Here is a 22,800-nt window from a genome sequence, read left to right on the forward strand (position 1 = left end):
GTGCGATCGTCGTAATATCGTCCCTCAGTCTATGACTTCTCGACGCTATCAAAGTCAATTATTTAACTTCGTTACACGGCAGACCCAGAAACTCGCGGACAAAAGCGCCACACTCCTGCGACACGCTAAAATCACGACAATCTGGACAACCCAAATTCTGCTCTATCCGATTTACGCTGCATTTCAGGGAACCAGAGCGATCGCTCAGCAAATTGGGCAACGGGTGGAAAAAGCGGTGCTGCGATTGCGGATGAGTCGAGAAGAAATCGCCATTGATCCCGATGCCAATCTAAGTGATGCCCCGATTCAAAACGTGCTCACTGCGGTAAAACGAGCGTTAGTTAGCGGCGGAAACTTACCTGCATTAAGAGAGCGTCACCCACTGGTTCTGATTGGGCGATTCTTGGCACGTCAAAACCCTGAGAATCTAGCCGTGTCGAATCCGTATCACATTCAGGCGATCGCTTCTCTCGTCGATACGCGCAACCTTGTCTTGATTCTTGACGGCAATATCATTCTCGATACGCTCACCCCAGAGCAACAGCGCCAAATCGAACACCGCATTCGATTAGAACTCGCACGTTACTGGCAATGGCGACGCAAGCTTTATCTCAAATCCGCACCGCTCTCACTTCCCGAAGATCGAGAAACCTTACTGCCCCCGATCCGAGTGTTTCGGCAACTCATGGCATGGGTTCAAGCCAGCCCAGTTGCGATCGCCCTTAACCTATTCCAAGAAGCCGAACTGGTCACACAGCCGAATGAACTCGATTGGTTTGTGCCTTCTGTTCCGCTTTCTGCTTGGAACCCTAGCAGCTTAATTGGGCGATCGCCCCATCCCAAAAACATCACTGCTTGGTTTGCTCAACTCCCCAACTTCTCAGATCTAGAAGCCCTGATCTGGGCGGCAATCCGTTACTTTTTTGGAGAGCGTACCCAATTTGCTCCGACTCAAGCTGGATTACCTGGAGCGGTTGAGGCTTCCCCAAACTTAGGATTTGCCCATCTATTTCGTAAAAACCTTGCAACGCATGATGCACAGGAACCTTTGATTCTCGAAGGAAGAGCGACCGGATTTGGAGAACCGCGATCGTTCTCTTTTACGCCTTCTCTGCGTCAGCAAATCCGCGAAGCATTGAGAAAACTTTCAGGCGCGATCACAATTCAGCGAAAATCAAAAATCATCGTGCGGCAAGAAAGCCTGATCGTTGTGCAACAAGAAACCTCAATCGAACAGATTTACGTTGAAGCGCGATCGCAACTTGTCACTCCGGAGTCGTCTTCCACTGAAATCACGTCAACTCACGCACACAGTCCTGTAGCAAGAACCGCAGAACCCTCAGAAGTCGTAACGGCATTTGATTGGATCGAGACTCCAGCAACGCATGTGGAATACGTCCTCACACCCTGGCAGAAAGTCCTAAAATGGCTCGATTCCGGCATTTTGTGGATCGAACAGCGGCTAGTCATCTTGTGGCGCTGGCTCACGCGTCGAAACTAAAACGATCGCGCACTCCTGTAAGATAAAGGGACGAACTGCAAACTATCCGCCATTGCCTTTGGAGTCATTCATATGCTCACGCTTAAAGTCGTTGTTTACATCACGGTCGCTTTCTTTGTCGGTTTGTTCGTCTTTGGGTTCCTTTCAAACGACCCAGCACGGAACCCCAACCGTCGCGACTTAGAATAATCACTTCTCGCGCTATGAGAGTGCTAGGGCAGATGACTGCCCTTTTTTTATCACAACATTCGGAATCAATTTGTCTAAATCCCCGTCAATCGGCTAAAGTGCCGATATTTCCTGCTGTCTGCTTCAAGCTAAATCCTGATTGATATGCCTTATTCGGTTCCACCTGTACCGCCTGCGATCGTGCAATCTGCTCCAGTCGCCAAGTCCAATCTTGCGGTCAAACCTGCACCTCCAAAAATTCTAGCGATCGAGCCGCAAACCGCTTCACATCGAGCAGACGATCTCGCCGGAACCGAACCGATCTTTGCTTCAGAGCCAGAATGGAGTTTCGCCGTACCTCCAGAAGCCGATACTCCTGCCTCTGTGACCCAAATCTCTCCAACGCCATCCGCCCCACTCCCTACCTCCACTCCTGTTCCCGCTCCTACCCCGACTCCCGCGCCGAGTAATCCTCCAACGAATCCCCCAACGAATCCTCCACTTAATATTCCAACCAGACGACTGACAAGCGAGGGCATTCTAGAACTGAAAGCCGATCGACAAGAATACGACCAGTTACGCCAAGTTTTCACGGCTGAAGGTCGGGTTTCGCTGCGCTTCCGAGGAGCCTTATTGACCGGCGATCGCCTACAGGTGAATCTGGTCAATCGGCTGACCGTCGCAGAAGGAAACGTCACCCTCACACGAGGCGATCAAATCCTGCGAGGGCAGCGGTTTCGCTACAACCTGATTCAAGAAGAAGGAACCGTTGAACAAGCGAGCGGCGAGATCTTCATCCCCACAGCAGGCACTGATCTAAATCCAAACCTGCCAACCAACATCACAGCGGGCGTAGTCCCGGTTGGATCAGTCGGCGATCGTGCATTGGCAACTCAAAATAACGTCTCTCAAGCCGGAGGAATCCGGCTGGTCGTTGGTTCACAACAAAATGCAAGTGGTAGCCCCGCTGCAGCACAAGCAGGCGGCTCAGTGCGACGATTGCGATTTGAAGCGGCTCAGATTGAGTTTTATCCAGAAGGCTTCCAAGCCAATAACATTCGCATCACGAATGATCCATTCTCTCCGCCTGAACTTGAACTTAGAGCCGATCGTGCCGTCTTAAGACGAGTTTCACCCTTGCGCGACGAAATTCGCACGACTCGGAATCGATTGGTGTTTGATCAAGGATTTACGCTACCGTTACCCAGTCGAACGATCGTGCTCGATCGCAATCAGCGAGCGCCCTTATTGTTTGATTTTGGCTATGATGCCCAAGACCGTGGCGGCTTCTTTGTTCAGCGTGAGTTAAACGTCCTGCCGCAATCGCCGATCAATTTCACGATCACACCGCAGTTCTTTGTGCAGAGAGCCCTTGAAGATCGAAGCAACATTGCGAATCTGTTTGGACTAAGAAGCCGTTTGTCGGCTCAAGTCACGCCTCGAACGATCGTTCGAGGGGAGGGCGTTTTCACGAGCTTAGATCTTTCGCGGTTTGAAAACACATTTCGCGGCAGCCTGCGGGCGCAACAATTGATCGGAACGCATACGCTCAGTTTGGAAGCGAGCTATCGCAATCGCTTATTCAATAATTCGCTCGGCTTTCAAGATGTCCAAAGCAGCATTGGGGCGCTCTTTTTCTCGCCTGCGATTCCGCTTGGCAACACCGGAATTAATCTGAGCTATCAAGTGGGATATCAGTACGTCAATGCGGATACCGATCGTCCAGACTTACTTGCCCCCATCCGAGCGAACAATCGCATCAGCCTAGGACGCTTTCAGGCAAGTGCTGCGATCAATCGCGGCTTCAATCTCTGGCAAGGAACCGCTTTACCTGCTACGCGGGAGCAGGGGCTGAGGTTTTCTCCGACTCCGATTCGTCCATTTGTCGGGGTGGGCGTTGGAATAACGGGAGTTACCACGTCTTATAGCAATGGAGATAGTCAAAATAGCGTGAGTGGTGCGGTCAGCTTAATCGGGCAATTTGGACACTTCTCGCGTGATTTCTTGGACTATACAGCATTCAACATCACCTATTCTCAGGCGATTCGTGCGGGCTTATCGCCGTTTTTGTTCGATCGAATTGCCGACGATCGGATTCTCTATGCGGGAATTACTCAGCAGCTTTATGGACCGATTCGCATCGGGTTCCAAACGGCTTACAACATTCAAACCGGACGAGAAATTAGTACCGATTACTTTTTAGAGTACAAGCGTCGTACCTATGGGGTTTCGCTGCGCTATAACCCTGTGCAGCAACTTGGATCGATCGGCTTTGAAATTAGCGACTTTAACTGGACTCGCGGCAGTGTAGAACCGTTTGCTGGCAGTGGGGTGATTCCGGTTGACGGCGGCGTGATCCGATCTCCGCAGTAGGAAGTGATGCGATCGGGTTGGTAGAACGCTGTCGCTGATCTCAAGAAGAATCCTTTTAGGTTGAAGAAATGAATTTGAATTTTGCCCTAAAATAGCGGGGTATGATATCTGATCCGGCGAAAGGCTCTTCTGGAGATTCCAGCGCGTCTCTGTGGTATGAGACGACAATTCATGTTGCAGATTTACTGACTCACTACAGTTTTGATCTAGGTGGAAATAATGCACAGCAGCTAGCCGATCGTTGGCAGTCTAGCTATTCTGCAAATTGGGTACGCTGGGCAGTGATCGAAGCTCTGTATCAAGGGCGATATAAAGCCGTTTCAGTCGAGCAGATTTTGCAGCTTTGGCAACGTCGGCAACAACCGTGCTATCACTTCAACTACGAGTTTGAGCGGTTGGTTTGCAACAACTTCCCCCGCAATTTGTCCCAAGAGCCACGATCGAAACCTGTACGCGATACGACGATTCTTCCGCCGCCCCTGCCTGTACCGAATCGCTCAGGCTCCCCTGTGCCAAAGGCAGCCACGACTCCTATCGTTTCAGAATCGCCCCCCTGGGCTGAACTAGCTGAGCAAATTCAACAAGAAGACGATCCTCCTCAAGCCCTTGAATCGAAGCCTGTGATCACACCGCTAAACGTGAAGCATTTAGAACCTCCAGAGATTTTGCTCGATCGGGTTGCACGACTCCAGGCAGGTGTAGAAGCATTAATCGAGCAAGCAACTTCTAGTTTGAATGCCTCTACAGAAGCGATGAAAACGAAGTTGCATCCCGAAGAAAACAAAGCTGTAACTGCATCAGAAAACGTTGAACCCTTTGCAAGTGATGCACCTTTAGAACTTCCTGAAGAAGTTCATCCACCGATTCATCAATTTATGCCCTCTGAATCAGAATTTCACAGCAAATTAAAAGCAGTTGTAGAGCAAGAAACGATCGAATAGCAATTGTTTTCGTTTAACTTGTCGATCGCCCGATTAAACTTGAATCAGTTGAAGACTTTGCAGGATCTATGATTCAACTTCTTAACAAGCCGATCGACCAGCGAATCGTTTTATACGGCACTTGGGAAGACTTCAAACTACTTCAAAAATTTTCTCAGAACTCTCCTGGCGTGCGGGTTGCTTTTTACGATGGGGAAATTGAACTCTTTATGCCCGGTTTGCAGCACGAACAGTTTTCCGAAATCATTGGCTATCTCGTGACTACTTTTTTGCTGAAACGCGGCCTTATCTTTGTTCCTTCAGGCTCCGTCACTCAGGAAAAACCTGGAGAAGTGGCTGCACAAGCGGATAAATCTTACTGCCTGGGTACTGCTAAACCGATTCCAGATTTATCAATTGAAATTGTCTTCACCAGTGGAAGCGTCAATAAACTTGCCCGTTATCGATCGCTCGGTGTTTCTGAGGTTTGGTTCTGGGAGGATGGAAGTTTAAAGCTATATCATTTACGTGATCGCGAATATGATCAAATCGCTCGAAGCGAATTACCAGGACTAGAAAACCTAGACATTGATCTTCTAAACCGCTGCATTTTAATCGCTGAAGCTAATTTTGCAGGAGCCGTCCAATTGCTGCAATCGGAAAGTTAAGCTTTTCGCTCTGCAATTCGCAATTTTGCCGATCGCGCTCTTACATTTTCTTGAATCTCATCTTCTTGAGCCACGATCGGCTTCTTTGTAATCACCGTCAACAGCTCCGATTCTTTCATTCGATGTTTCACAATCCGATCTTCCAAGCTGTGAAAACTAATAATTGCAAGTCGTCCCCCTGGTTTTAACCAAGTCGGGGCTTTTTGCATCAACGTTTCTAACACCTCAAGCTCTCGATTCACCGCAATTCGCAAGCCTTGAAACACACGAGTTGCAGGATGAATCCGACCATAACGATATTGCTTTGGTACTGATCCCGCGATCGCATCTGCTAATTCTGTTGTGGTCTTAAACGGTCGCTTTTCCACAATTCGTCGGGCAATTCGTCTCGAAAGCCGCTCTTCTCCATAGGTGTAGAAAATATCAGCTAATTTTGACTCTTCCCAATGATTAATCATCTCGGCTGCGGTTAATTCTTGCTGCTGATTCATTCGCATATCTAGCGCCGCTTCATGCCGAAAACTAAACCCACGATCGGCAATATCAAACTGAGCCGAACTGACACCTAAATCTGCTAGTATTCCATCGAACTTTGTTTCACCCGGATCAAAGTCAGCAAAATTTGTATGGTGAAAGGTGACGCGATCGCCTAATTTCTCCCGTGCCGCATCGAGCGCAAACGCATCTTGATCGATCGCTGTTAGCTTCACATCCGCAGTCGCACTCAGAATCAGCGCACTATGACCCCCACCGCCCACGGTTGCATCTAAATATTCTCCGCGATCGCGAATCGCCAATCCTGCAATCACTTCGCGACTTAGCACAGGAATATGAATAAACTCAGAATTCATTGCATTAAACAGCTTAAAAATGACCTTCTTTAGTTTTTTGTCCCCAGCTCTAAAATTTTTTCGTCTTCAAAGTCCCTCACTCGTGGGGGATTTAGGGGGCATCCATTCGACTCAAACGGGGTGCGATCGATCTAACTCTTCTCTCACAACGCTATTGATTCCATTCTATTCGTCTCTAAGCGTAAATTGAATCCTGAGCGAATTGATTCAAACCTACGCAGATAGACACGATTCTCTATAATTAAAGAAGTGCAACAAGCGCCCATAAAGCCTTATTCCACAAAGCTTGCCCGCAAATCGTGAATCGAGAGGCAGAACACCGATGGCAATGATCGAAACCAAGACAGAACCCATGGTACTCAACATGGGGCCGCACCATCCCTCGATGCACGGGGTAATGCGGCTAATCGTCACGCTCGACGGCGAGAACGTGGTCGATTGTGAACCTGTAATTGGGTATCTCCACCGAGGCATGGAGAAAATCGCCGAAAATCGCACCAACATTATGTTTGTCCCCTACGTGAGCCGATGGGACTACGCCGCCGGGATGTTCAATGAAGCAATCACGGTGAATGCCCCGGAAAAGCTTGCCGGAATCGCCGTTCCCAAACGCGCCAGCTATATCCGCGTGATCATGCTGGAACTCAACCGCATCGCCAATCACCTCCTGTGGCTTGGCCCGTTCATGGCGGATGTCGGCGCACAAACTCCTTTCTTCTACATCTTCCGCGAACGTGAACTAATCTACGACCTGTGGGAAGCCGTCGCAGGCTACCGCATGATCAACCACAACTACTTCCGCATCGGTGGCGTTGCAGCTGATCTACCCTACGGCTGGATTGATAAATGCTTAGATTTCTGTGACTACTTCCTGCCGAAAGTCGATGAATATGAACGGTTAATCACAGAGAATCCGATTTTCCGCCGTCGTGTTGATGGGGTAGGTGTCATCACTCGCGAAGATGCGATCAACTGGAGCTTATCTGGCCCGATGCTGCGTGCTTCTGGCGTGAAGTGGGACTTGAGAAAAGTTGATCACTACGAATGTTATGACGATTTTGATTGGGATGTGCAATGGGAAACGGCTGGCGACTGCTACGCTCGCTACATCGTGCGAATTCGCGAAATGCGTGAATCAATCAAGATCATCAGGCAGGCAATCAAGGGACTTCCCGGTGGCCCGTTCGAGAATCTTGAAGCAAAACGGATGATGGAAGGACCAAAATCTGAGTGGAACGGGTTTGATTATCAGTTTATCGGTAAGAAGATTGCGCCGACCTTCAAAATTCCGAAAGGTGAACACTATGTTCGTCTAGAAAGCGGTAAAGGCGAATTGGGTGTTTACATTATGGGTGAGGATCACGTCTTCCCCTGGCGCTTTAAGGTTCGGGCAGCAGACTTTAACAACGTCCAGATCCTTCCCTATCTTGTCAAGGGCATGAAAGTTGCGGATATCGTGACCATTCTCGGTAGCATTGACATCATCATGGGATCGGTCGATCGCTAAACTGAATCCCGCCATCCATCATTTCTGGGCAGGTGTAACAGACCTGCCCATTTTGTTGCGCGGTGTAAACGGTTCGACATAACACAATACAATGACACGCGATCACGCCGTTTTAGGTTAGGATGGATCGTAGTCAATCTTAAGCATTCAATAACCTCTTTTTATTCTGCTCCTCTATCGTGGGGAGTGAACTTGAATTCGGTTCTGACCTCAAGCGAAGAATTGAGTTTTATACTGACGCTACTTTTGTATCGTCTGCTCACGATATTCCTGCTGATGTACCACTCAGCTTTCTCAGGCGATGAGAGTTGTCAACTGCGAATTTTCTGGACGATCTGAATTAGTGGCTTTTTAAGTGTTGAGATTTGGTTGAAACAGTTGCAAATTATTGATGGTGTCTAATTTAACAATCTAAGCTTCTGTGATGCGGGCTGGCTATCCCACTAAAGTAGGATTTTCCGACTGAAGGAATTGAGCGTAAGCCGATCTTCGACTGCTTACGCCGTTAGCATCGAGGTTTCAGCACAAACACTGAGCGAATGCACGGACATTCATTCGTGCAAAAAAGATTGACTTTCTTTGAGTTAGACGCTATCAATAGTATGTGAACTGAAGCGCAACCGCTGTATGTAGCGTTACTGATTTACAGTTCCGCTTGCCCGCTTTCTGTCATTCCACTATCCTCACAGTGAACTATGAAGTACCAAGAGCAGCTAACTCCCTGGGTTGTCTATCAAATCACTCCCGACTTGCAGCGTCAAGTCGTCATTCGGTTTCGTCGTCGCAACGATGCAGATTCTTACCTGAAGGTATTAACGCAAACCCGCCCAACTGCCCAGTTTATTGTTGCCTTCGATGCACCCCCCTCTGCCACACCAGCCGCTACGGGTGAAGCCGCACTTGTTTAAGCAAACTTGTGGAGCTGAAGGTTCTAGGCGGAATGTAGTGTGCGATCGACCTATTACAGTGTGCGCACTGCCTTTTGCCTGAACATTAGACTAATCGCTAGAAGGTGAGCTTCTTCTAAGTCGGAGTGCATCACCGGCTTGCAAAACTCACTTCAATGGAATGACTTATTGCCTGCTTTTTGTGCGTGGTTTATTCTCTCCAGCTAACGCTCAGTTTAGTACAGATAATCTACTCTGATTGGCTGGAAAATGCAATAGATTAGAAGCGATCGTTTCTAATGTTCAGGTTAAACCCGTGGTTGCTCAAGAAAATCAATCTGCGGACTTGAAACGTCCGCTTTACAACTTCATATCGCAGCAGATTCGCGAATTAGGGCGAATCACATTCGCAGGATTCATGAATTTAGCATTGTATTGTCCGCAGCTGGGCTATTATGCTAGACCTCGCGAAAAAATTGGGGCGCAGGGTGATTTTTTCACCTCGCCCCATTTATCGTTTGATTTTGGTGAATTGGTTGCCGAGCAACTAGCGGAAATGTGGCAAGTGCTCGGACAGCCGAATCCGTTTACCTTAGTTGAGATGGGTGCGGGACAGGGATTGCTTGCAGTCGATATTCTGCGGTATCTCGATCGCTTTTATCCTGAATGCTTTAATTCGCTGACTTATCTCATTGTTGAAAAGGCAGCCGCACATATTGTCGAGCAGCAGCACCGATTGCGGCGCTGGACGGAAGCGGGAACGCGGATCGAGTGGACAACGATCGAGGAGCTTCCAAATGATTCAATCGTAGGGTGTGTGTTCTCAAATGAATTAGTCGATGCGTTTCCGGTGCATCTAGTCACGCTGCAGAATCAAGTGCTCAAAGAAATTTATGTTTGTCTGCAAGACAATCGATTTGCTGAAGTGGTTGGTGATCTTTCAACTGAGAAATTAGTGAATTATTTTGACTTCGTTGGAGTCAAGATTTGTGGCTATGCAGACGGCTACCGGACTGAAGTGAATTTAGCCGCATTAGATTGGATGAGTACGATCGCCCAAAAATTGCAGCAAGGATTTGTTTTAACGATCGATTACGGCTATTTGGCAACGCGATACTACAATCCGATGCGATCACAAGGAACATTACAGTGCTACTACCAGCACAGTCATCACAATGATCCATACCTCTATATCGGTGAGCAAGATATCACCGCTCATGTTGATTTCACAGCGCTGCAACTCCAGGGAGAGCGATCAGGACTGCAAACCGTTGGCTTTACGCAGCAGGGATTATTTTTAATGGCGTTGGGATTGGGCGATCGACTCGCTCAGATCACTCAGACGGAAGCCACCAGCACCCAGGATTTACAAAACCGACTGCAACGCCGCGACGCACTACATCAGTTAATGAACCCAATGGGGCTAGGTGGCTTTGGTGTTCTGATTCAAAGTAAAAACTTGAGTCAAGAGATTCAACTGAAAGGATTGATGCAGCGAATTTGAACCAATTAAAAAGGAGTGAACGATTTAATTAACAGTTCGCTGCACCTTTTTCAGTCTAGTTACCCGATGCAACCCGTCTCGAATCCCGGACTTCAAGGCGGACGGGAGCAACGCCGCTTTGAATCAAGCCGAGAACACGAGCCGCACCGGCAGATAAATCGATGACCCGATCGCCGGAGAACGGTCCGCGATCGTTGATGCGGACAGAAACGGTACGCCCGTTATCGAGATTGGTCACTTGCACGATGGTGCCAAACGGAAGCGTCCGATGTGCCGCAGTGAGTGCATTCTGGTTAAATCGCTCACCGCTGGCGCTCATGTTGCCGTGGAATCCTGGGCCATACCAAGATGCCATGCCCGTCATTCGTAGACGAATCGGGCCGATCGCAATTTGGGGGGCGCGATTTGGACGATTGGAAATTTCGCGCAGGGGAGCAGCATTACCGAATAGGCGACGGAGACGATTTGCAACTTGCAGTGCGTCTTGCCCTGGGTCGCGGGTGCTATTGGGAAGAACGGTTTGTGGATCGACGGCGACGATCGTCTGTTTGTTTGCCTCGATTAAGAACTGATCGCCGGATTTAGTTTGATGCCATCTCACCGTGATTTGATTGGCATCGACTCCATTACGTTGGAGTTGGTTTAAGCGGGCTGCGATCGCGGTGGCTCTGGCGATCGGGTCAGCAGATGAATTTGAGGAATTCTGGCGCGGCTGGGTGCTGGATTCAACCGGGGTAGTAGCACCGTACTTGAGCTTCGCGGCTTGGGGGCTGGCTTGCACTTCACCGACTTTCACTGCGGTGGACGAGTTATGAGCTTCGCCAAGGAACGTAACAACGGGAATATTGCGGACATAAAGAGTGGCGGCTTTGCGCCCAGAAATTTCGTGCGAATGAATTTTTGCGATGGACTCCTCGGTTTGGCGGGTTTGTGAGGGTTGCTGTTCGCCGACTTTCACCACGCTGCGCCTTGTGGCTTGCGGGGAAGACGGTCGGGGAGTTTCAGACTCCGTAGATCCTTGGCTGGCTGCCGGGGTGGACTCTGCTAGGGCAGCAGTCGCACCGACGGTACTGGTACACAGTAGAGCGGCAGTCAAACCGCTAATCAGTTTCTGGTTCATACATCCTTTGTGAGATTCACTTCCAACCTTGAGTCCGAGATGTGGCAGTTTGCCATCTGACACAACTTAAGCTGTGCTAACTCGTACTCGCTCCGTGTTCACTCCTGAGTTCAGAACTGCAACAGACTAGCATGAAGTTTTTCCTAATTGGATCAGGGTGATGCCTGTACGAAATAAAACTTCATATTTCCTTCAAATTCGGATGTAAGCTGAAATGATTGCTGCTATTGGCTTCTATAAGAAAAACGCTGAAGCAGTTTTTCTCCGACTTCACAAGAACTTAACATCTTCTTCATACAGCTTGTGAGGTATGCTGATGTTTTGCAGATTGAATTCGCGCTCATGGATTATCGGGAAGCAGGGGTTGATGTTGAAGCGGGACGGGCGTTTGTCGATCGCATTCGCGATTCTGTTCGGCGCACCTACCGTTCCGAGGTTTTAGGCGGCTTGGGGGGATTCAGTGGCTTGTTTCAATTGCCGTCTGGATATCAAGAGCCTGTCCTAGTGTCGGGAACAGATGGCGTTGGGACGAAGCTGAAATTGGCACATCAACTTGACGTTCATCACACGGTTGGCATCGATTTGGTGGCGATGTGTGTGAATGATGTCTTGACTTGTGGCGCTGAGCCATTGTTTTTCCTGGATTACGTCGCCACAGGGAAACTACTGCCAGAGCAGCTTGCTTCTGTAGTAGAAGGAATTGCAGAAGGGTGTGAGGCGGCGGGATGTGCGCTGCTTGGCGGTGAAACGGCGGAGATGCCAGGGTTTTATCAGCCGAATGAGTATGATCTAGCTGGATTTTGTGTGGGAATCGTTGAGAAAAGCCGGATTTTGGACGGGTCGCAGGTCAAGGTTGGAGATGTGGCGATCGCGCTTCCAAGTTCAGGGGTACATAGTAACGGGTTTAGCTTGGTGCGGAAGATTGTGATTGATCGTGGATTTGATTGGAGCGATCGTCCTTCTGGATTGAGTGGTGCAACGCTCGGAGAAGTTTTGCTTACGCCGACTCAAATTTACGTGAAACCGATTCTTGCTGCGTTGAAGGCAGGACTTGAAATTCATGGCATGGCTCATATTACCGGAGGCGGTTTGCCTGAAAATTTACCTCGCTGTTTGGCTGAAAATCAAGCGATTGAAATTGACCCAAATCAATGGCAAATTCCACCCATTTTTCATTGGTTAGCAACTGAAGGGAAAGTCGCACCCAATGCGATGTTTAATACCTTTAATATGGGAGTTGGATTCGTGGTTATTGTTCCGGGCGAAAGTGTCGATCGAACCGTGGAGTTTTTCAACTCGCAAGGATTAAACGCTGCTGCAATTGGAACCGTAATTCCGGGAGCGGGTGAGTTATTAGGATTGCCTGAATAAGTGCCAAAAGCAAGAAAACAATTTGGTCAGCACTGGTTAAAAAGCGAAAAAGCTTTGAACAAAATTGTCAGTTCTGCAGAATTGACAGAAAACGATCGTGTTCTGGAAATTGGAGCAGGAACCGGGATTTTAACGCGGCAATTGATTGCTCAAGCTCAGGCAGTTGTGGCAGTGGAAATCGATCGAGATTTGTGCCCAATCCTAGTGCAAAAATTCGGCAAGTTTGAGAATTTCCTATTGCTTCAAGGTGATTTTCTCACGTTAGAGATTGACCCATTGCTGGAGCCATTTCCACCGTTTCAAAGTCCTCGAAAAGTTGTAGCCAATATTCCCTACAACATTACAGGGCCAATTTTGGAGAAGCTACTGGGCACGATCGCAGCTCCAAATCCAAACCCGTTTGAATCGATCGTTCTGTTGCTACAAAAAGAAGTAGCGCTGCGAATTTGTGCAAACTCAAATTCATCGCATTACGGGGCATTATCCATTCGAGTTCAGTATTTAGCAGATGCCGAATTTATTTGTGATGTTTCAGCAAAAGCATTTTCGCCGCCGCCAAAAGTAGACTCCGCAGTAATCCGGTTGCGCCCAAGAGCGATCGAGCATCCTGCCACAGATCCAAAAAAACTAGAAACCTTGATCAAACTTGGCTTTTCAAGTCGGCGTAAGATGCTGCGAAACAATTTGAAAAGCGTGGTTGAACTTGAGCCGCTAAATGCTCTTCTTCAATCCTTAGAAATCAATCCACAAGCGAGGGCTGAAGATTTAAGCATAAGGCAATGGATCGATTTGAGTAACGCGTTTAGCCTGGACAAACTCGCTCATAATATACCTTAACTTCTTCTTCGATACAGCGTCTATCTTTGTATCTTCGGCATCGTTTTGATTCTCTTTGGACTAATCTTGATTCTCTTGCTTGTTCCAAGGTTTGCTCTTCAAACGTGGCGGAAAACTTGCCTGTTTCGATCGATTGCTGTCCCCGCCTAATTTCATATTCAAACTGATTTTCACCGGGTTGAACTGCGAGAAATTTTCCTTCGTGACGATCGCCAAATCGCATCTCAAATCCTTCGGAAACATCGCCGCTAAAATATTCACGATCAGTAAATGGCTTTTGTTCGCCTGCAAACCCGAATGTTACGTTTTTAACGATCGCCCGTAGCTCTGGTGCAGGGCGAGTCGATTTTGAGAAGAACCGCGCTCGTGTCGCTGCCGATTGTTCTCCAGGACACTCCCCTGTAAATCGAATCCCTACCAGTGGAACGGGAGTTTGGCGAGAGTCACCGATGCTGCGACCACCAAACAACAATCCCACGGGCGGCAGGTCTTGTGCATATCCGGTTGATACCGCAACCATTAGCCCAGCGATCGATAACCCGATTAACCCTAAAAATTTTTTCAGTGCTGTCTTCATTGCTCTTGTCGGTGTGAATCAAGCGGTTGCTGCTTCAATTTTTCTTCGCTGAACCGCGAGGCGATCAGCAAAAAACGTCGTAAAAGTTTACTAGCAAAATTGTCTCAGCAATCCTAATAATGGAATAGGTCAGAAAAAGCCGATTTATGCGCTCCTATTCTCTAATTGCTCCCGCTAAAATTAACCTCTATTTGCAAATTGTTGGCGATCGCCCGGATGGATTTCATGAACTCATCATGGTTCTGCAAAGCATTGAACTCGCCGATCGGGTGACGGTACGATCGCGCAGTGTGGACGACATCTGGGTTCAGTGTGATCATCCTGCGGTTCCGGTGGATCAGACTAATTTGGCATATCGTGCCGCAGAGCTGATGATGCGCGAATTTCCAGAAGTGTATGCGAGGTTTGGCGGTATCGAAATCGATTTGCATAAGCGCATTCCAATGGGTGCGGGTCTAGCAGGCGGTTCGAGTAACGCTGCTGCGGTTCTGGTTGGAATCGATTTAATGTGGAATTTAGGCTTAACGCAGTCCGAGCTACAGGATTTGGGTGCGAAGCTTGGTTCAGACGTTCCCTTTTGCATTTCGGGTGGCACGGCGCTGGCAACCGGACGTGGCGAGAATCTTGCGGCTTTGACGAGTTTAGATCACCTGTATGTTGTGTTAGCAAAATATCGGGATTTGCCTGTTTCAACGCCTTGGGCATATCAAACCTATCGACGAAACTTTGGTGAAACTTATGCCAAAACGTCACAAGAAATTGAGGCGAAAAAAGCCCGATCAAGAGCGATTTTGAGCGCGATCGCCCACCATGATTACACACAGATCGGTCAGCAGTTGCACAATGATTTAGAAAAAGTTGTGCTCCCTGAATTTGCAAAAGTGCAGCAATTGCGTGATCAGTTTGCGCGATTTAATCCAATTGGCACAATGATGTCAGGCTCAGGATCGACGGTCTTTGCATTATCAGAATCGCGATCGCAAGCCGAAGCGATTAAAAACGCAATGCGAGCAAATATTCCCGATCCAGAGTTAGAACTTTGGGTGACAAAATTAAGTCAGCGCGGCGTTCATTTAGCAACTCATTAAAAGGAAAAATTTATGGCAGATTCACCCACACCTAAAGCCTCTCAAATGCCGAGTCCGCTTCGCTGTTTTATTGGTGCGATCGTGGCGGGTGTGATGGCATATGCGCTTTACAACATGACTAGCGCGATCGGAATTTCCTTTGCAACAAAACCAATTGTCGCAGATAGCTTGGTGGTTCAACGCATTTCTTCAGCGGTTAGAACTTTAGTGCTGGGGATGAGCGCGATGGGAACAGGGATTTTTGGGCTTGCCGCGTTTGGGCTGGCTGGCTTAGGGGTGCAATTGCTGCTGCGTAAGCCTGAACAAGAACAGCGGCCGGATTAGAGGTCGATCGTGCTCTTCCACAGAGTTGAAGCGCTTGGCTTTCTAGCTCTAGAAGCACCCATTCTTACACTGGGCGATCTCTGATAATTAAGCTCTGTAGCGCTTTGGCAAATTACAGTCACGAAAGGAGTGACTCCTGCGCGAAGTGCTGCTACAATCCGAAAGCTCGAATTGATGAGAAGGTTTGTCCATTTAATTTTTTCTGTCGAAACCTTCTTAATCGACTCTGTAAGAAGCTGACAAGTTAGGAACGCATGAGCTTTATTCGGTCGATCTCGAAAAATATGACCCCGAAAGCCCGCTCGATCGTTCACTAAAAATAGGTATCAAAGGCATTCAAGCCTTGAGGAAAGTGTGAATTTTTTAGAGAAGCAGTTTGCTTGCCTTCTCTACTTTTTGCGCGAGTTTTCCACAGATTGATAGACTTTTCCACAGGTACGTTTTTGAATTTGCGGAAAAACCGTATATTTGCTGAAAAAATCATTAAAATTTCTATTACTTGCCATTTTCAGCATTCAGAATACTACAGCCAAAACGGCTGTAACCTGCGCTCAGCAGTTGTGTCAGGACGATAGAAGCATTCTATCGACCGTTTTTTATCTTGACAAAAATACAAGCTTTTCCTGAGACTCTACTCCATTCTGCCAACCTGCCTTTCATTGTTCAAAGAACGGCTGAAAGCATTACAAACCTTGCATTCTAACTATCTTATCGGTGTCAGTTTACACCCTGTCTGATCAAAGGGATTTGATCTAGAAAATTTAAAGTTTTCCACAACCTGTTAAAAACGAAGCTTGTTTCTGCATCTCCTGATCGAGCAGTAAGCTGTATGAATTGAACTTGGATTTTTCAGCTTCTCTAATTAGAACGGAGTGCCACATTGCGCCTGATTTTATTGCAGAATGGAGAATGCGATCGACAACTCACTTCGATGAACTTCGATGCGCTTTTCAAACACTTCGCATAACGATTCTTATGGCATATCAGTGGTTTAAGGCATTTCACATTGTGGGAATCGTCTGCTGGTTTGCGGGACTGTTTTATTTGCCCCGCCTGTTTGTCTATCACGCTGAAGCAAACGAGCAACCCGAACCCGCCCGCAGCATTCTCAAAAACCAATATCAAATCATGGAGAAGCGACTCTATCGCATCATCATGACCCCGGCATTGCTGCTCACAATCACAATGGCGATCGGGCTAATCTACACAGAACCCGATGTTCTCAAGCAGCCTTGGCTCCATATCAAGCTAGCGTGTGTCGCGCTTTTGATTGTTTACGATCATCTATGCTTGAGAATTATGAAACGCCTTGCTGCTGATACGTGCAAGATGACAGGGCAGCAGTTCCGCTGGTTTAATGAATTCCCCACCGTCTTGTTTGTTATCGTAGTCATGCTGGCGGTGTTTAAGAATGACATTCCCACCAGTACAACCGCTTGGGGCATTTTCGGCATGGTCGTGGCAATGGGAGCATTCATTCAGCTTTACGCCCGCAAGCGGCGCTTGGCGAGGGAACAACTTGCAGCAACCTCAACCTCAGAAGTTAGCGCATAAACCGCCAATTCAATCTGATTTCTAAGGCGTTCTGAAGAGCGTCTTTTTTATTGTCAATTTGCCAGTAAAGCTGGACTGTAGGAAAATTTAAATAGTATTGATTATTCGCCAATCGGCAGATATGTTGCCAACAGGTGTGGCTGGAAGGAGGGCTTGCTGTGATGCGTAGAATTCAGCAAGGTACTGTTTTTTCAAGTCAGGGAGAAAGCGAAATGAATTTCAAAACTGTTTTATCCACGATCGTATCTTTTGGGATGGTGGCGCTGAGTAGTTTGCCTGCTTTGGCTAGAGATGTTGTGCTAAGAGCGGATTCTGCCAACTCTAGAGTGAGCCTACGATCGACTCCGAGTAACAATGCGCCCGCGCTTGCATCAGCGCCTTCGGGAAATCGAGTACAGGTCATCGTTCAGCGACCTGGAGCGAATGGAGTCACCTGGTATTACGTGCGGTCTTCTACAGGTGCGGAAGGCTGGATCGATGCAATCTATACTCGTCCTGTCAATCGCGGCGGTTTAGGGTTCAATGACAGAACTGAGACTGATAGAAGTCGCCGCTATCTGATCCAGCAATACGAGGTCAGACTCTTTTCCGAAAGATCGCAGGTCTTTCTGAATGTGTTCGATCGCAATAGAAATCGAACGGTCGCGAATGGGGTGCCCGTCAGCGTAATCAGCGGCAGGGACGGTGTAACTTATACAGGTCGAAACGTGGTGCTGTTTGTTCATAACACCCGCGATGAAAAGACCATCACAATCACTCGGTAATTAAGAAAGCGCGATCGCTGAATATGGCGATCGCGCTTTTTCGTGTCAAAGAAATTGCGGCTACTTACCTAAAAGCTTGACGATTCCAATTCCACCGAAATACAACCCTAAAACTGCGCCACCTAATAGACTCTGAGTCAGAGGATCGGTGGATGGCGTGATGACGGCTCCAAGAATCGCAGAGCCAAGTAGGACATACTTCCAGCCGGATAGCATTGTTTTTGACGAGACAATGCCTAAGAATCCAAGCAAGGCTTGAACCACTGGGATTTGAAATGCTAAACCCGTGCTAAACATCAGCAGTAAAACGAACTCGAAATAGCGATCGATCGACCAAGCCTGCTCAACCACTTCTGCACCGTAAGAGATGAAGAAGTTCAGCGCAGCGGGAATCAATAACGCATAAGAGAACGCTAATCCTCCTAGAAACAGAACGCTTGATCCTAAAATCACAGGAGCTAGAAATCGCTTTTCTCGCCGCGTTAATCCAGGCAGCACAAACGCCACAATCTGATACAAAATCATAGGGGCTGCCAGCACTAATCCGCTGTAGCCTGCAACCTTCATCGAAACAAAGAAATACTCTCCGGGTGCAAGCTGAAGAAATTTCACGCCCACAGCAGGCACTTCAAGAAATTGCACCAGAGGTCTGACATAGATAAAGCACCCGATGATGCAAACGACGATCGCAATCAACGAATAAAAAATCCGCTGCCGCAATTCCTCCAGGTGGTCGAACAGCGACATCTCAACATCATCAATGATATTGTCGTCATCTTCGAGCGTGGCGGGTTGCGCGGGAGCCAATTCACTAGGGGAATCGTCGGCAACGACTGGAGTAGAAGAGGTTTCGAGTTCCGAAGGAGCAGTCATGAATTGATGGCTTCTGTCCGATGGGCTGTAACCATTGTATCGAGGACAGGCAACCCGACAAGCCCAAGCAACAGATTCGATCGCTTCATAAAGGTTTATCTAGCAATTTTCAGCAGATCCATAAGGAGATGAACGGTCTAGCACAATCCCTCGCATTTGCTTAAGTTAACTTAGCAGACACGCCGCCGGAAAAAGCAAATATTCTAGGAAAAACAGTTTCCAAATAAATTGATAAAAGCGCGTCACTTCTGCTTTATTTTGCAAATCAATTTTGTAACTCCGAAACCAAATTAAACATAATGCAATCAGGTGGCTGATTACCAGAAAGGGTGCGTTTACTCCGGGTAGAAAGAAGGCGATCGCAATGATCGATAAATAACATCCGGTTAAAACGGCTCGTGCCAAATTAAACACGGGTCGCTGTCCAAGTTTGAGCGTCAATGTCCGAATGTTGTACTGGCGATCGCCTTCAGTATCAGGCATATCTTTGAAGATGGCGATCGCGAACGTGAACACCAAAATAAATGCGGTTAATGCCCAAACTTTTGCGGGAATGGGAAAGCCTTGATTGAAATGGAGAAATAATCCTAGATTGACGATCGCGCCTCTGACCGTAAAGATGCAGAGCGAAGCCCAGAACGGAAATCGCTTCAATCGCACCGGGGGCAACGAGTACAGTGTGCCGATCGCTAGACTCAATCCCACCATTCCAAGCAGGTAAGAACTTTGAGTGGCAGCGATCGCCACGGCAAGCATTCCTGTTAAAAAGACGATCGTTTGTCCTTGTCGAGCCGAGAACTCACCCGAAGCAAGCGGCAGATGCGGCTTATTAATTTTGTCGATCGCAATATCTTCAAGCTGATTCAATCCAACGATGTAGATATTGCCACATAAACACGCAATTAAGGGGGCAAGCCAAGCAGTCGGTAGGAGTGGGCGATCGCTGCCGAGAACAATTAGATAAAGTCCAAGAACGCTCAGTGATGTTCCGATCACTGTATGAGGGCGGGAGAATTTCCAGAAAGCGTAGAGCCAGCGTTGAATGGGGTTAGCGTGCGGCGATCGGGGCGAAATTCGATTCATGGATGTCCTAGAGTCCTGATTTTCCTACCGTACCTGGTTTTAGTCTTTTGCTCTAGGCTTTCGTGCCGCAGAGTAAGCCAAACTTAATTAACCCACGCTTGTATCCCTGCTGCATTGTTCCAAGTGACAGCGCGGCTTGAATCGTTGTCCACCCAGAGGTCAGCAAGCCAAAAATTGCGGAGGGAGTGAAAGCCGAATCGATCACTACATCCCAAAACGGCGCAACGGCTCTTGACCAATCTGCGGTACGAATCTGTTGCAGTCCGACACCCTGCGCGATCGCTTCATATTCGGGGAGCGAAATCACATACGGCAAACAGTACACGCGATAAATCTCAGCCAGACGCTTTTGATCGTCCACGGTTAAAGGCACTTTATCCGTCGGGCGATGACACCAGGTTGCCATCACAAAAGTTCCGCCGGGTTTGAGAACGCGATAGCATTCCTGCAAAAATTTCACCTTGTCGGGCATATGCTCGCCACTTTCAAGTGACCAAACGAGATCAAAAGAATTGTCGGCAAAGGGCATATTGAGTGCATCTGCGACTTGGAACTGGGCGTTGAGATGAGTTGATCGTGCTCGATCGATTGCTCGATTCGCCTGCACTGGACTAAGCGTGATCCCCGTTGCGGTTGCACCAAATTTTTCTGCTAGAAACAGTGAACTTCCGCCGATCCCGCAGCCGACATCTAGAATCTGCTGTGCCTCAGTGACGTTTGCCCAGTTGAGCAACTCTTCGATGAGATCAATCTGGGCTTGTCTGCGCTCTTTTCGAGTTTTGCCATCTGCGCCGTAGTAGCCGTGGTGCATATGCTCGCCCCAGGTTTGCTCCCACAGTCCCGAAGACGCATCGTAGAATTGCTTGATTTGTTCAGATAGCGATGAAGTCATAAATCTGCTTAGGAAATGTATTTAATTTATCAAATCACTTCTAGAAATTACGAGCCGTTGGGCACTAAAAGGAAGATTTGATAATCAGAAGTTAACTAGGTAATAAAAACTACGGTTCCACGAAAAAGGCTCAAAGATCTATTGTTATGTCTAGGGGTTAATATCGTTGGACGTAGTTTTATGAAGTTGTAAAGAAAAAGTTACCCTTCAGGGTGCTGTGCGGTGATTTCGGGGATCACTTTAATGGAAATATCTTCAGAAAAAAACAGAAATAACTGAACTAGATTTCTGCATAACTTGAAGAGTTCGGACGTATATATGGGTATGTTGAATCGTAAATCTAGATTATTAATTTACCCGACTTATTTCACTCAATCTTTATCAAAGCTAGGATTATCTCCCTTCTAAAACTCACGGAAATCTCAGATTCGCTCTGTATCTAATAGTAAGAAAAGAGATCATTTCCTCAGCCTTGAAAAGAGCAAAACTCTCTTAATCTCTTTGGGAAGGTCATCATGTCTGAATCGCAATTTGCCTTTGATTTTCCACTTTCGTCGGCTGGTCAACCCCACTCCAAACTTGACTTACTGAAGCCAATCCGCAGCTGGTTAGATTCCATTGAAATTCACGATCGCAAATCTGCTCATCTCGTCTGCAAACTGATCCCCGCACAATGCCCGTTTGAGCGCGACATCAAACTCTTTGGACGCACGATCGCGCATATTCCGCCGATGTGCAAACTAAATCCGCTCTACGATCAGTTCGTGGGTCTGCGCTTCCGAGCATTGTGCTATCTGGTTGATGAATGCGGCGAAATGGTCGTTTAAGCAAACTGTGCCGCTAACCGATTGGAGTCGAGATCTTTGCCGATAAAGACCAATCGAGTTTGTCGCAGTTCATCCGGTTTCCAAGGTCGATCGTAGAAATGCTCGAATCTTGAGCCAACCCCTTGAACAACTAATCGCATCGGTTTATCAGGAACCGCCACAAATCCCTTCACACGGTAGATTTCCTGCTCTTGAACCAGTTTTTCTAAGCGCGATCGCAGTTGATTCGGATCAAACGATCGATCCAGGATCAGATGCGTCGATTGAATTTCATCATCGTGATCGTGTTCTTCTTCGCTGTCGTGATGGCTTGGACGAGCGGCTAAGTTCTCTTCAACTGCCGCATTGAACCCAAGCAGCAAACTTGGATCGAGTTCGCGATCGTTCCGCCCATTTTCGACGATTTTCACGGCTCTGGGAAGTTCTTGTTCGACGAGCGATCGGACTTGCTCTTGCGCTTCCATATCGACGAGATCGGTTTTATTCAAAATCACCAGATCCGCACAGGCAAGCTGATCTTCAAACAGTTCTTGCAGTGGGGTTTCGTGATCGAGATTGGGATCAGCTTGTCGTTGGGCTTCAACGGCTTGCAGATCAGCCGCAAGAGTGCCTGTGGAAACAGCTTCGCAATCGACAACGGTAATCACACCATCAACGGTTGCTGCATTGCGAATCTCATGCCAGCGGAATGCTTTGATTAATGGTTTCGGCAATGCTAAACCAGAAGTTTCGATCAAAATGCAATCTAAGCTGTCTCGACGCTTGAGTAACTCCAACATCGTCGGAAGAAATTCTTCTTGGACGGTGCAGCAGAGACAGCCGTTGGTGAGTTCAACAATGTTGCTGGTTTCGTCTTCGGGGCAAACTTCGCAGGATTTTAGGAGTTCTCCATCGATCCCCAGTTCTCCAAATTCATTGACCAATACTGCAATTCGCCGACCTTGATTGTTTTGTAGCAAATGACGAATGAGGGTTGTTTTTCCACTGCCTAAAAAGCCAGTAATGACCGTAACCGGAATCTTTGCAGCCATAGTTTATTTAAGTCCGTTGCCTTCAGTTCATGCGGCGCGTGTCCGCGAGTATCAATATTCGATCGAATCGAACCGTCGCC

The 22,800-nt window shown here is 47.8% G+C and carries 22 protein-coding genes; 15 read left to right on the forward strand and 7 right to left on the reverse strand.

The annotated features are described in order from the left end of the window. Positions 1-31 precede the first annotated feature (31 nt). The 5 genes from H6F51_21225 (at position 32) to H6F51_21245 (ending at position 5,630) form a co-directional block, all read left to right on the forward strand. Complete coding sequence (locus H6F51_21225; GenBank protein MBD1824994.1) at positions 32-1,501, forward strand: hypothetical protein; 1,470 nt, start codon at positions 32-34, stop codon at positions 1,499-1,501. 72 nt (positions 1,502-1,573) lie between these two features. Beyond that, positions 1,574-1,690, forward strand: coding sequence for a photosystem II reaction center protein I (locus H6F51_21230; GenBank protein MBD1824995.1), 117 nt, complete (start codon positions 1,574-1,576; stop codon positions 1,688-1,690). 144 nt (positions 1,691-1,834) lie between these two features. After that, on the forward strand, positions 1,835-4,042 hold the full coding sequence (locus tag H6F51_21235; GenBank protein ID MBD1824996.1) for a DUF3769 domain-containing protein: 2,208 nt from the start codon (positions 1,835-1,837) through the stop codon (positions 4,040-4,042). Between the two features lie 101 nt (positions 4,043-4,143). Further along, positions 4,144-4,983: a hypothetical protein gene (locus H6F51_21240; GenBank protein MBD1824997.1), complete on the forward strand. Its 840-nt coding sequence runs from the start codon at positions 4,144-4,146 to the stop codon at positions 4,981-4,983. 68 nt (positions 4,984-5,051) lie between these two features. Further along, positions 5,052-5,630, forward strand: coding sequence for a Uma2 family endonuclease (locus H6F51_21245; GenBank protein MBD1824998.1), 579 nt, complete (start codon positions 5,052-5,054; stop codon positions 5,628-5,630). Here the strand turns inward: H6F51_21245 and rsmH are convergent. Continuing rightward, positions 5,627-6,481: a 16S rRNA (cytosine(1402)-N(4))-methyltransferase RsmH gene (rsmH, locus tag H6F51_21250; protein ID MBD1824999.1), complete on the reverse strand. Its 855-nt coding sequence runs from the start codon at positions 6,479-6,481 to the stop codon at positions 5,627-5,629. The two genes, H6F51_21245 and rsmH, sit on opposite strands and share 4 nt — an antisense overlap. Before the next feature lie 322 nt (positions 6,482-6,803). On the opposite strand from rsmH, the gene H6F51_21255 reads away from it, so the two are divergent. The 3 genes from H6F51_21255 (at position 6,804) to H6F51_21265 (ending at position 10,379) form a co-directional block, all read left to right on the forward strand. Beyond that, entirely contained in the window at positions 6,804-7,988 is a 1,185-nt protein-coding gene (locus H6F51_21255; protein MBD1825000.1) for an NAD(P)H-quinone oxidoreductase subunit H, read from the forward strand. A gap of 695 nt (positions 7,989-8,683) precedes the next feature. Next, positions 8,684-8,896: a hypothetical protein gene (locus H6F51_21260; GenBank protein ID MBD1825001.1), complete on the forward strand. Its 213-nt coding sequence runs from the start codon at positions 8,684-8,686 to the stop codon at positions 8,894-8,896. 397 nt (positions 8,897-9,293) lie between these two features. Continuing rightward, complete coding sequence (locus tag H6F51_21265) at positions 9,294-10,379, forward strand: class I SAM-dependent methyltransferase (GenBank protein ID MBD1825002.1); 1,086 nt, start codon at positions 9,294-9,296, stop codon at positions 10,377-10,379. Positions 10,380-10,434: 55 nt separating this feature from the next. Here the strand turns inward: H6F51_21265 and H6F51_21270 are convergent, their stop codons facing one another. After that, positions 10,435-11,499 carry a septal ring lytic transglycosylase RlpA family protein gene (locus H6F51_21270; protein MBD1825003.1) on the reverse strand — a complete coding sequence of 355 codons (1,065 nt, stop codon included), beginning with the start codon at positions 11,497-11,499 and terminating at the stop codon, positions 10,435-10,437. A gap of 342 nt (positions 11,500-11,841) precedes the next feature. On the opposite strand from H6F51_21270, the gene H6F51_21275 reads away from it, so the two are divergent. Then, complete coding sequence (locus tag H6F51_21275; protein MBD1825004.1) at positions 11,842-12,870, forward strand: phosphoribosylformylglycinamidine cyclo-ligase; 1,029 nt, start codon at positions 11,842-11,844, stop codon at positions 12,868-12,870. After that, positions 12,871-13,707, forward strand: a complete 837-nt coding sequence (gene rsmA, locus H6F51_21280; GenBank protein MBD1825005.1) for a 16S rRNA (adenine(1518)-N(6)/adenine(1519)-N(6))-dimethyltransferase RsmA — start codon at positions 12,871-12,873, stop codon at positions 13,705-13,707. On the opposite strand, the gene H6F51_21285 is transcribed toward rsmA, so the two are convergent. Then, positions 13,673-14,284, reverse strand: coding sequence for a hypothetical protein (locus H6F51_21285; GenBank protein MBD1825006.1), 612 nt, complete (start codon positions 14,282-14,284; stop codon positions 13,673-13,675). The genes rsmA and H6F51_21285 overlap by 35 nt on opposite strands. 146 nt (positions 14,285-14,430) lie before the next feature. Between H6F51_21285 and H6F51_21290 the strand changes: the two genes are divergently transcribed. The 4 genes from H6F51_21290 (at position 14,431) to H6F51_21305 (ending at position 18,014) form a co-directional block, all read left to right on the forward strand. Beyond that, positions 14,431-15,372 (forward strand): 4-(cytidine 5'-diphospho)-2-C-methyl-D-erythritol kinase, encoded by a 942-nt coding sequence (locus H6F51_21290; GenBank protein ID MBD1825007.1) that lies wholly within the window; start codon positions 14,431-14,433, stop codon positions 15,370-15,372. 12 nt (positions 15,373-15,384) lie between these two features. Then, complete coding sequence (locus tag H6F51_21295) at positions 15,385-15,696, forward strand: DUF3082 domain-containing protein (GenBank protein ID MBD1825008.1); 312 nt, start codon at positions 15,385-15,387, stop codon at positions 15,694-15,696. Between the two features lie 975 nt (positions 15,697-16,671). Next, positions 16,672-17,250: a protoporphyrinogen oxidase HemJ gene (gene hemJ, locus H6F51_21300; protein MBD1825009.1), complete on the forward strand. Its 579-nt coding sequence runs from the start codon at positions 16,672-16,674 to the stop codon at positions 17,248-17,250. 212 nt (positions 17,251-17,462) lie between these two features. Further along, positions 17,463-18,014 (forward strand): SH3 domain-containing protein, encoded by a 552-nt coding sequence (locus tag H6F51_21305; GenBank protein ID MBD1825010.1) that lies wholly within the window; start codon positions 17,463-17,465, stop codon positions 18,012-18,014. Between the two features lie 60 nt (positions 18,015-18,074). Here H6F51_21305 and tatC read toward each other — a convergent pair whose 3' ends face one another. The 3 genes from tatC to H6F51_21320 all read right to left on the reverse strand — a co-directional run bounded on the left by tatC (position 18,075) and on the right by H6F51_21320 (position 20,862). Continuing rightward, the gene (tatC, locus tag H6F51_21310) at positions 18,075-18,887 is read right to left on the reverse strand and encodes a twin-arginine translocase subunit TatC (protein MBD1825011.1); all 813 of its coding nucleotides are present in this window, start codon (positions 18,885-18,887) and stop codon (positions 18,075-18,077) included. A gap of 165 nt (positions 18,888-19,052) precedes the next feature. Next, on the reverse strand, positions 19,053-19,970 hold the full coding sequence (locus H6F51_21315; protein ID MBD1825012.1) for a homogentisate phytyltransferase: 918 nt from the start codon (positions 19,968-19,970) through the stop codon (positions 19,053-19,055). A 52-nt stretch (positions 19,971-20,022) separates the two neighbouring features. Then, complete coding sequence (locus H6F51_21320; protein MBD1825013.1) at positions 20,023-20,862, reverse strand: methyltransferase domain-containing protein; 840 nt, start codon at positions 20,860-20,862, stop codon at positions 20,023-20,025. Positions 20,863-21,377: 515 nt separating this feature from the next. Between H6F51_21320 and H6F51_21325 the strand changes: the two genes are divergently transcribed. Next, positions 21,378-21,689: a Mo-dependent nitrogenase C-terminal domain-containing protein gene (locus H6F51_21325; GenBank protein ID MBD1825014.1), complete on the forward strand. Its 312-nt coding sequence runs from the start codon at positions 21,378-21,380 to the stop codon at positions 21,687-21,689. Here H6F51_21325 and cobW read toward each other — a convergent pair. Continuing rightward, a complete protein-coding gene (gene cobW / locus H6F51_21330) occupies positions 21,686-22,720 on the reverse strand; it encodes a cobalamin biosynthesis protein CobW (GenBank protein ID MBD1825015.1) in 1,035 nt (344 codons plus the stop codon). The genes H6F51_21325 and cobW overlap by 4 nt on opposite strands. Positions 22,721-22,800: the final 80 nt, after the last annotated feature.

Source organism: Cyanobacteria bacterium FACHB-DQ100, from assembly GCA_014695195.1.
Lineage (GTDB): Bacteria > Cyanobacteriota > Cyanobacteriia > Leptolyngbyales > Leptolyngbyaceae > Leptolyngbya.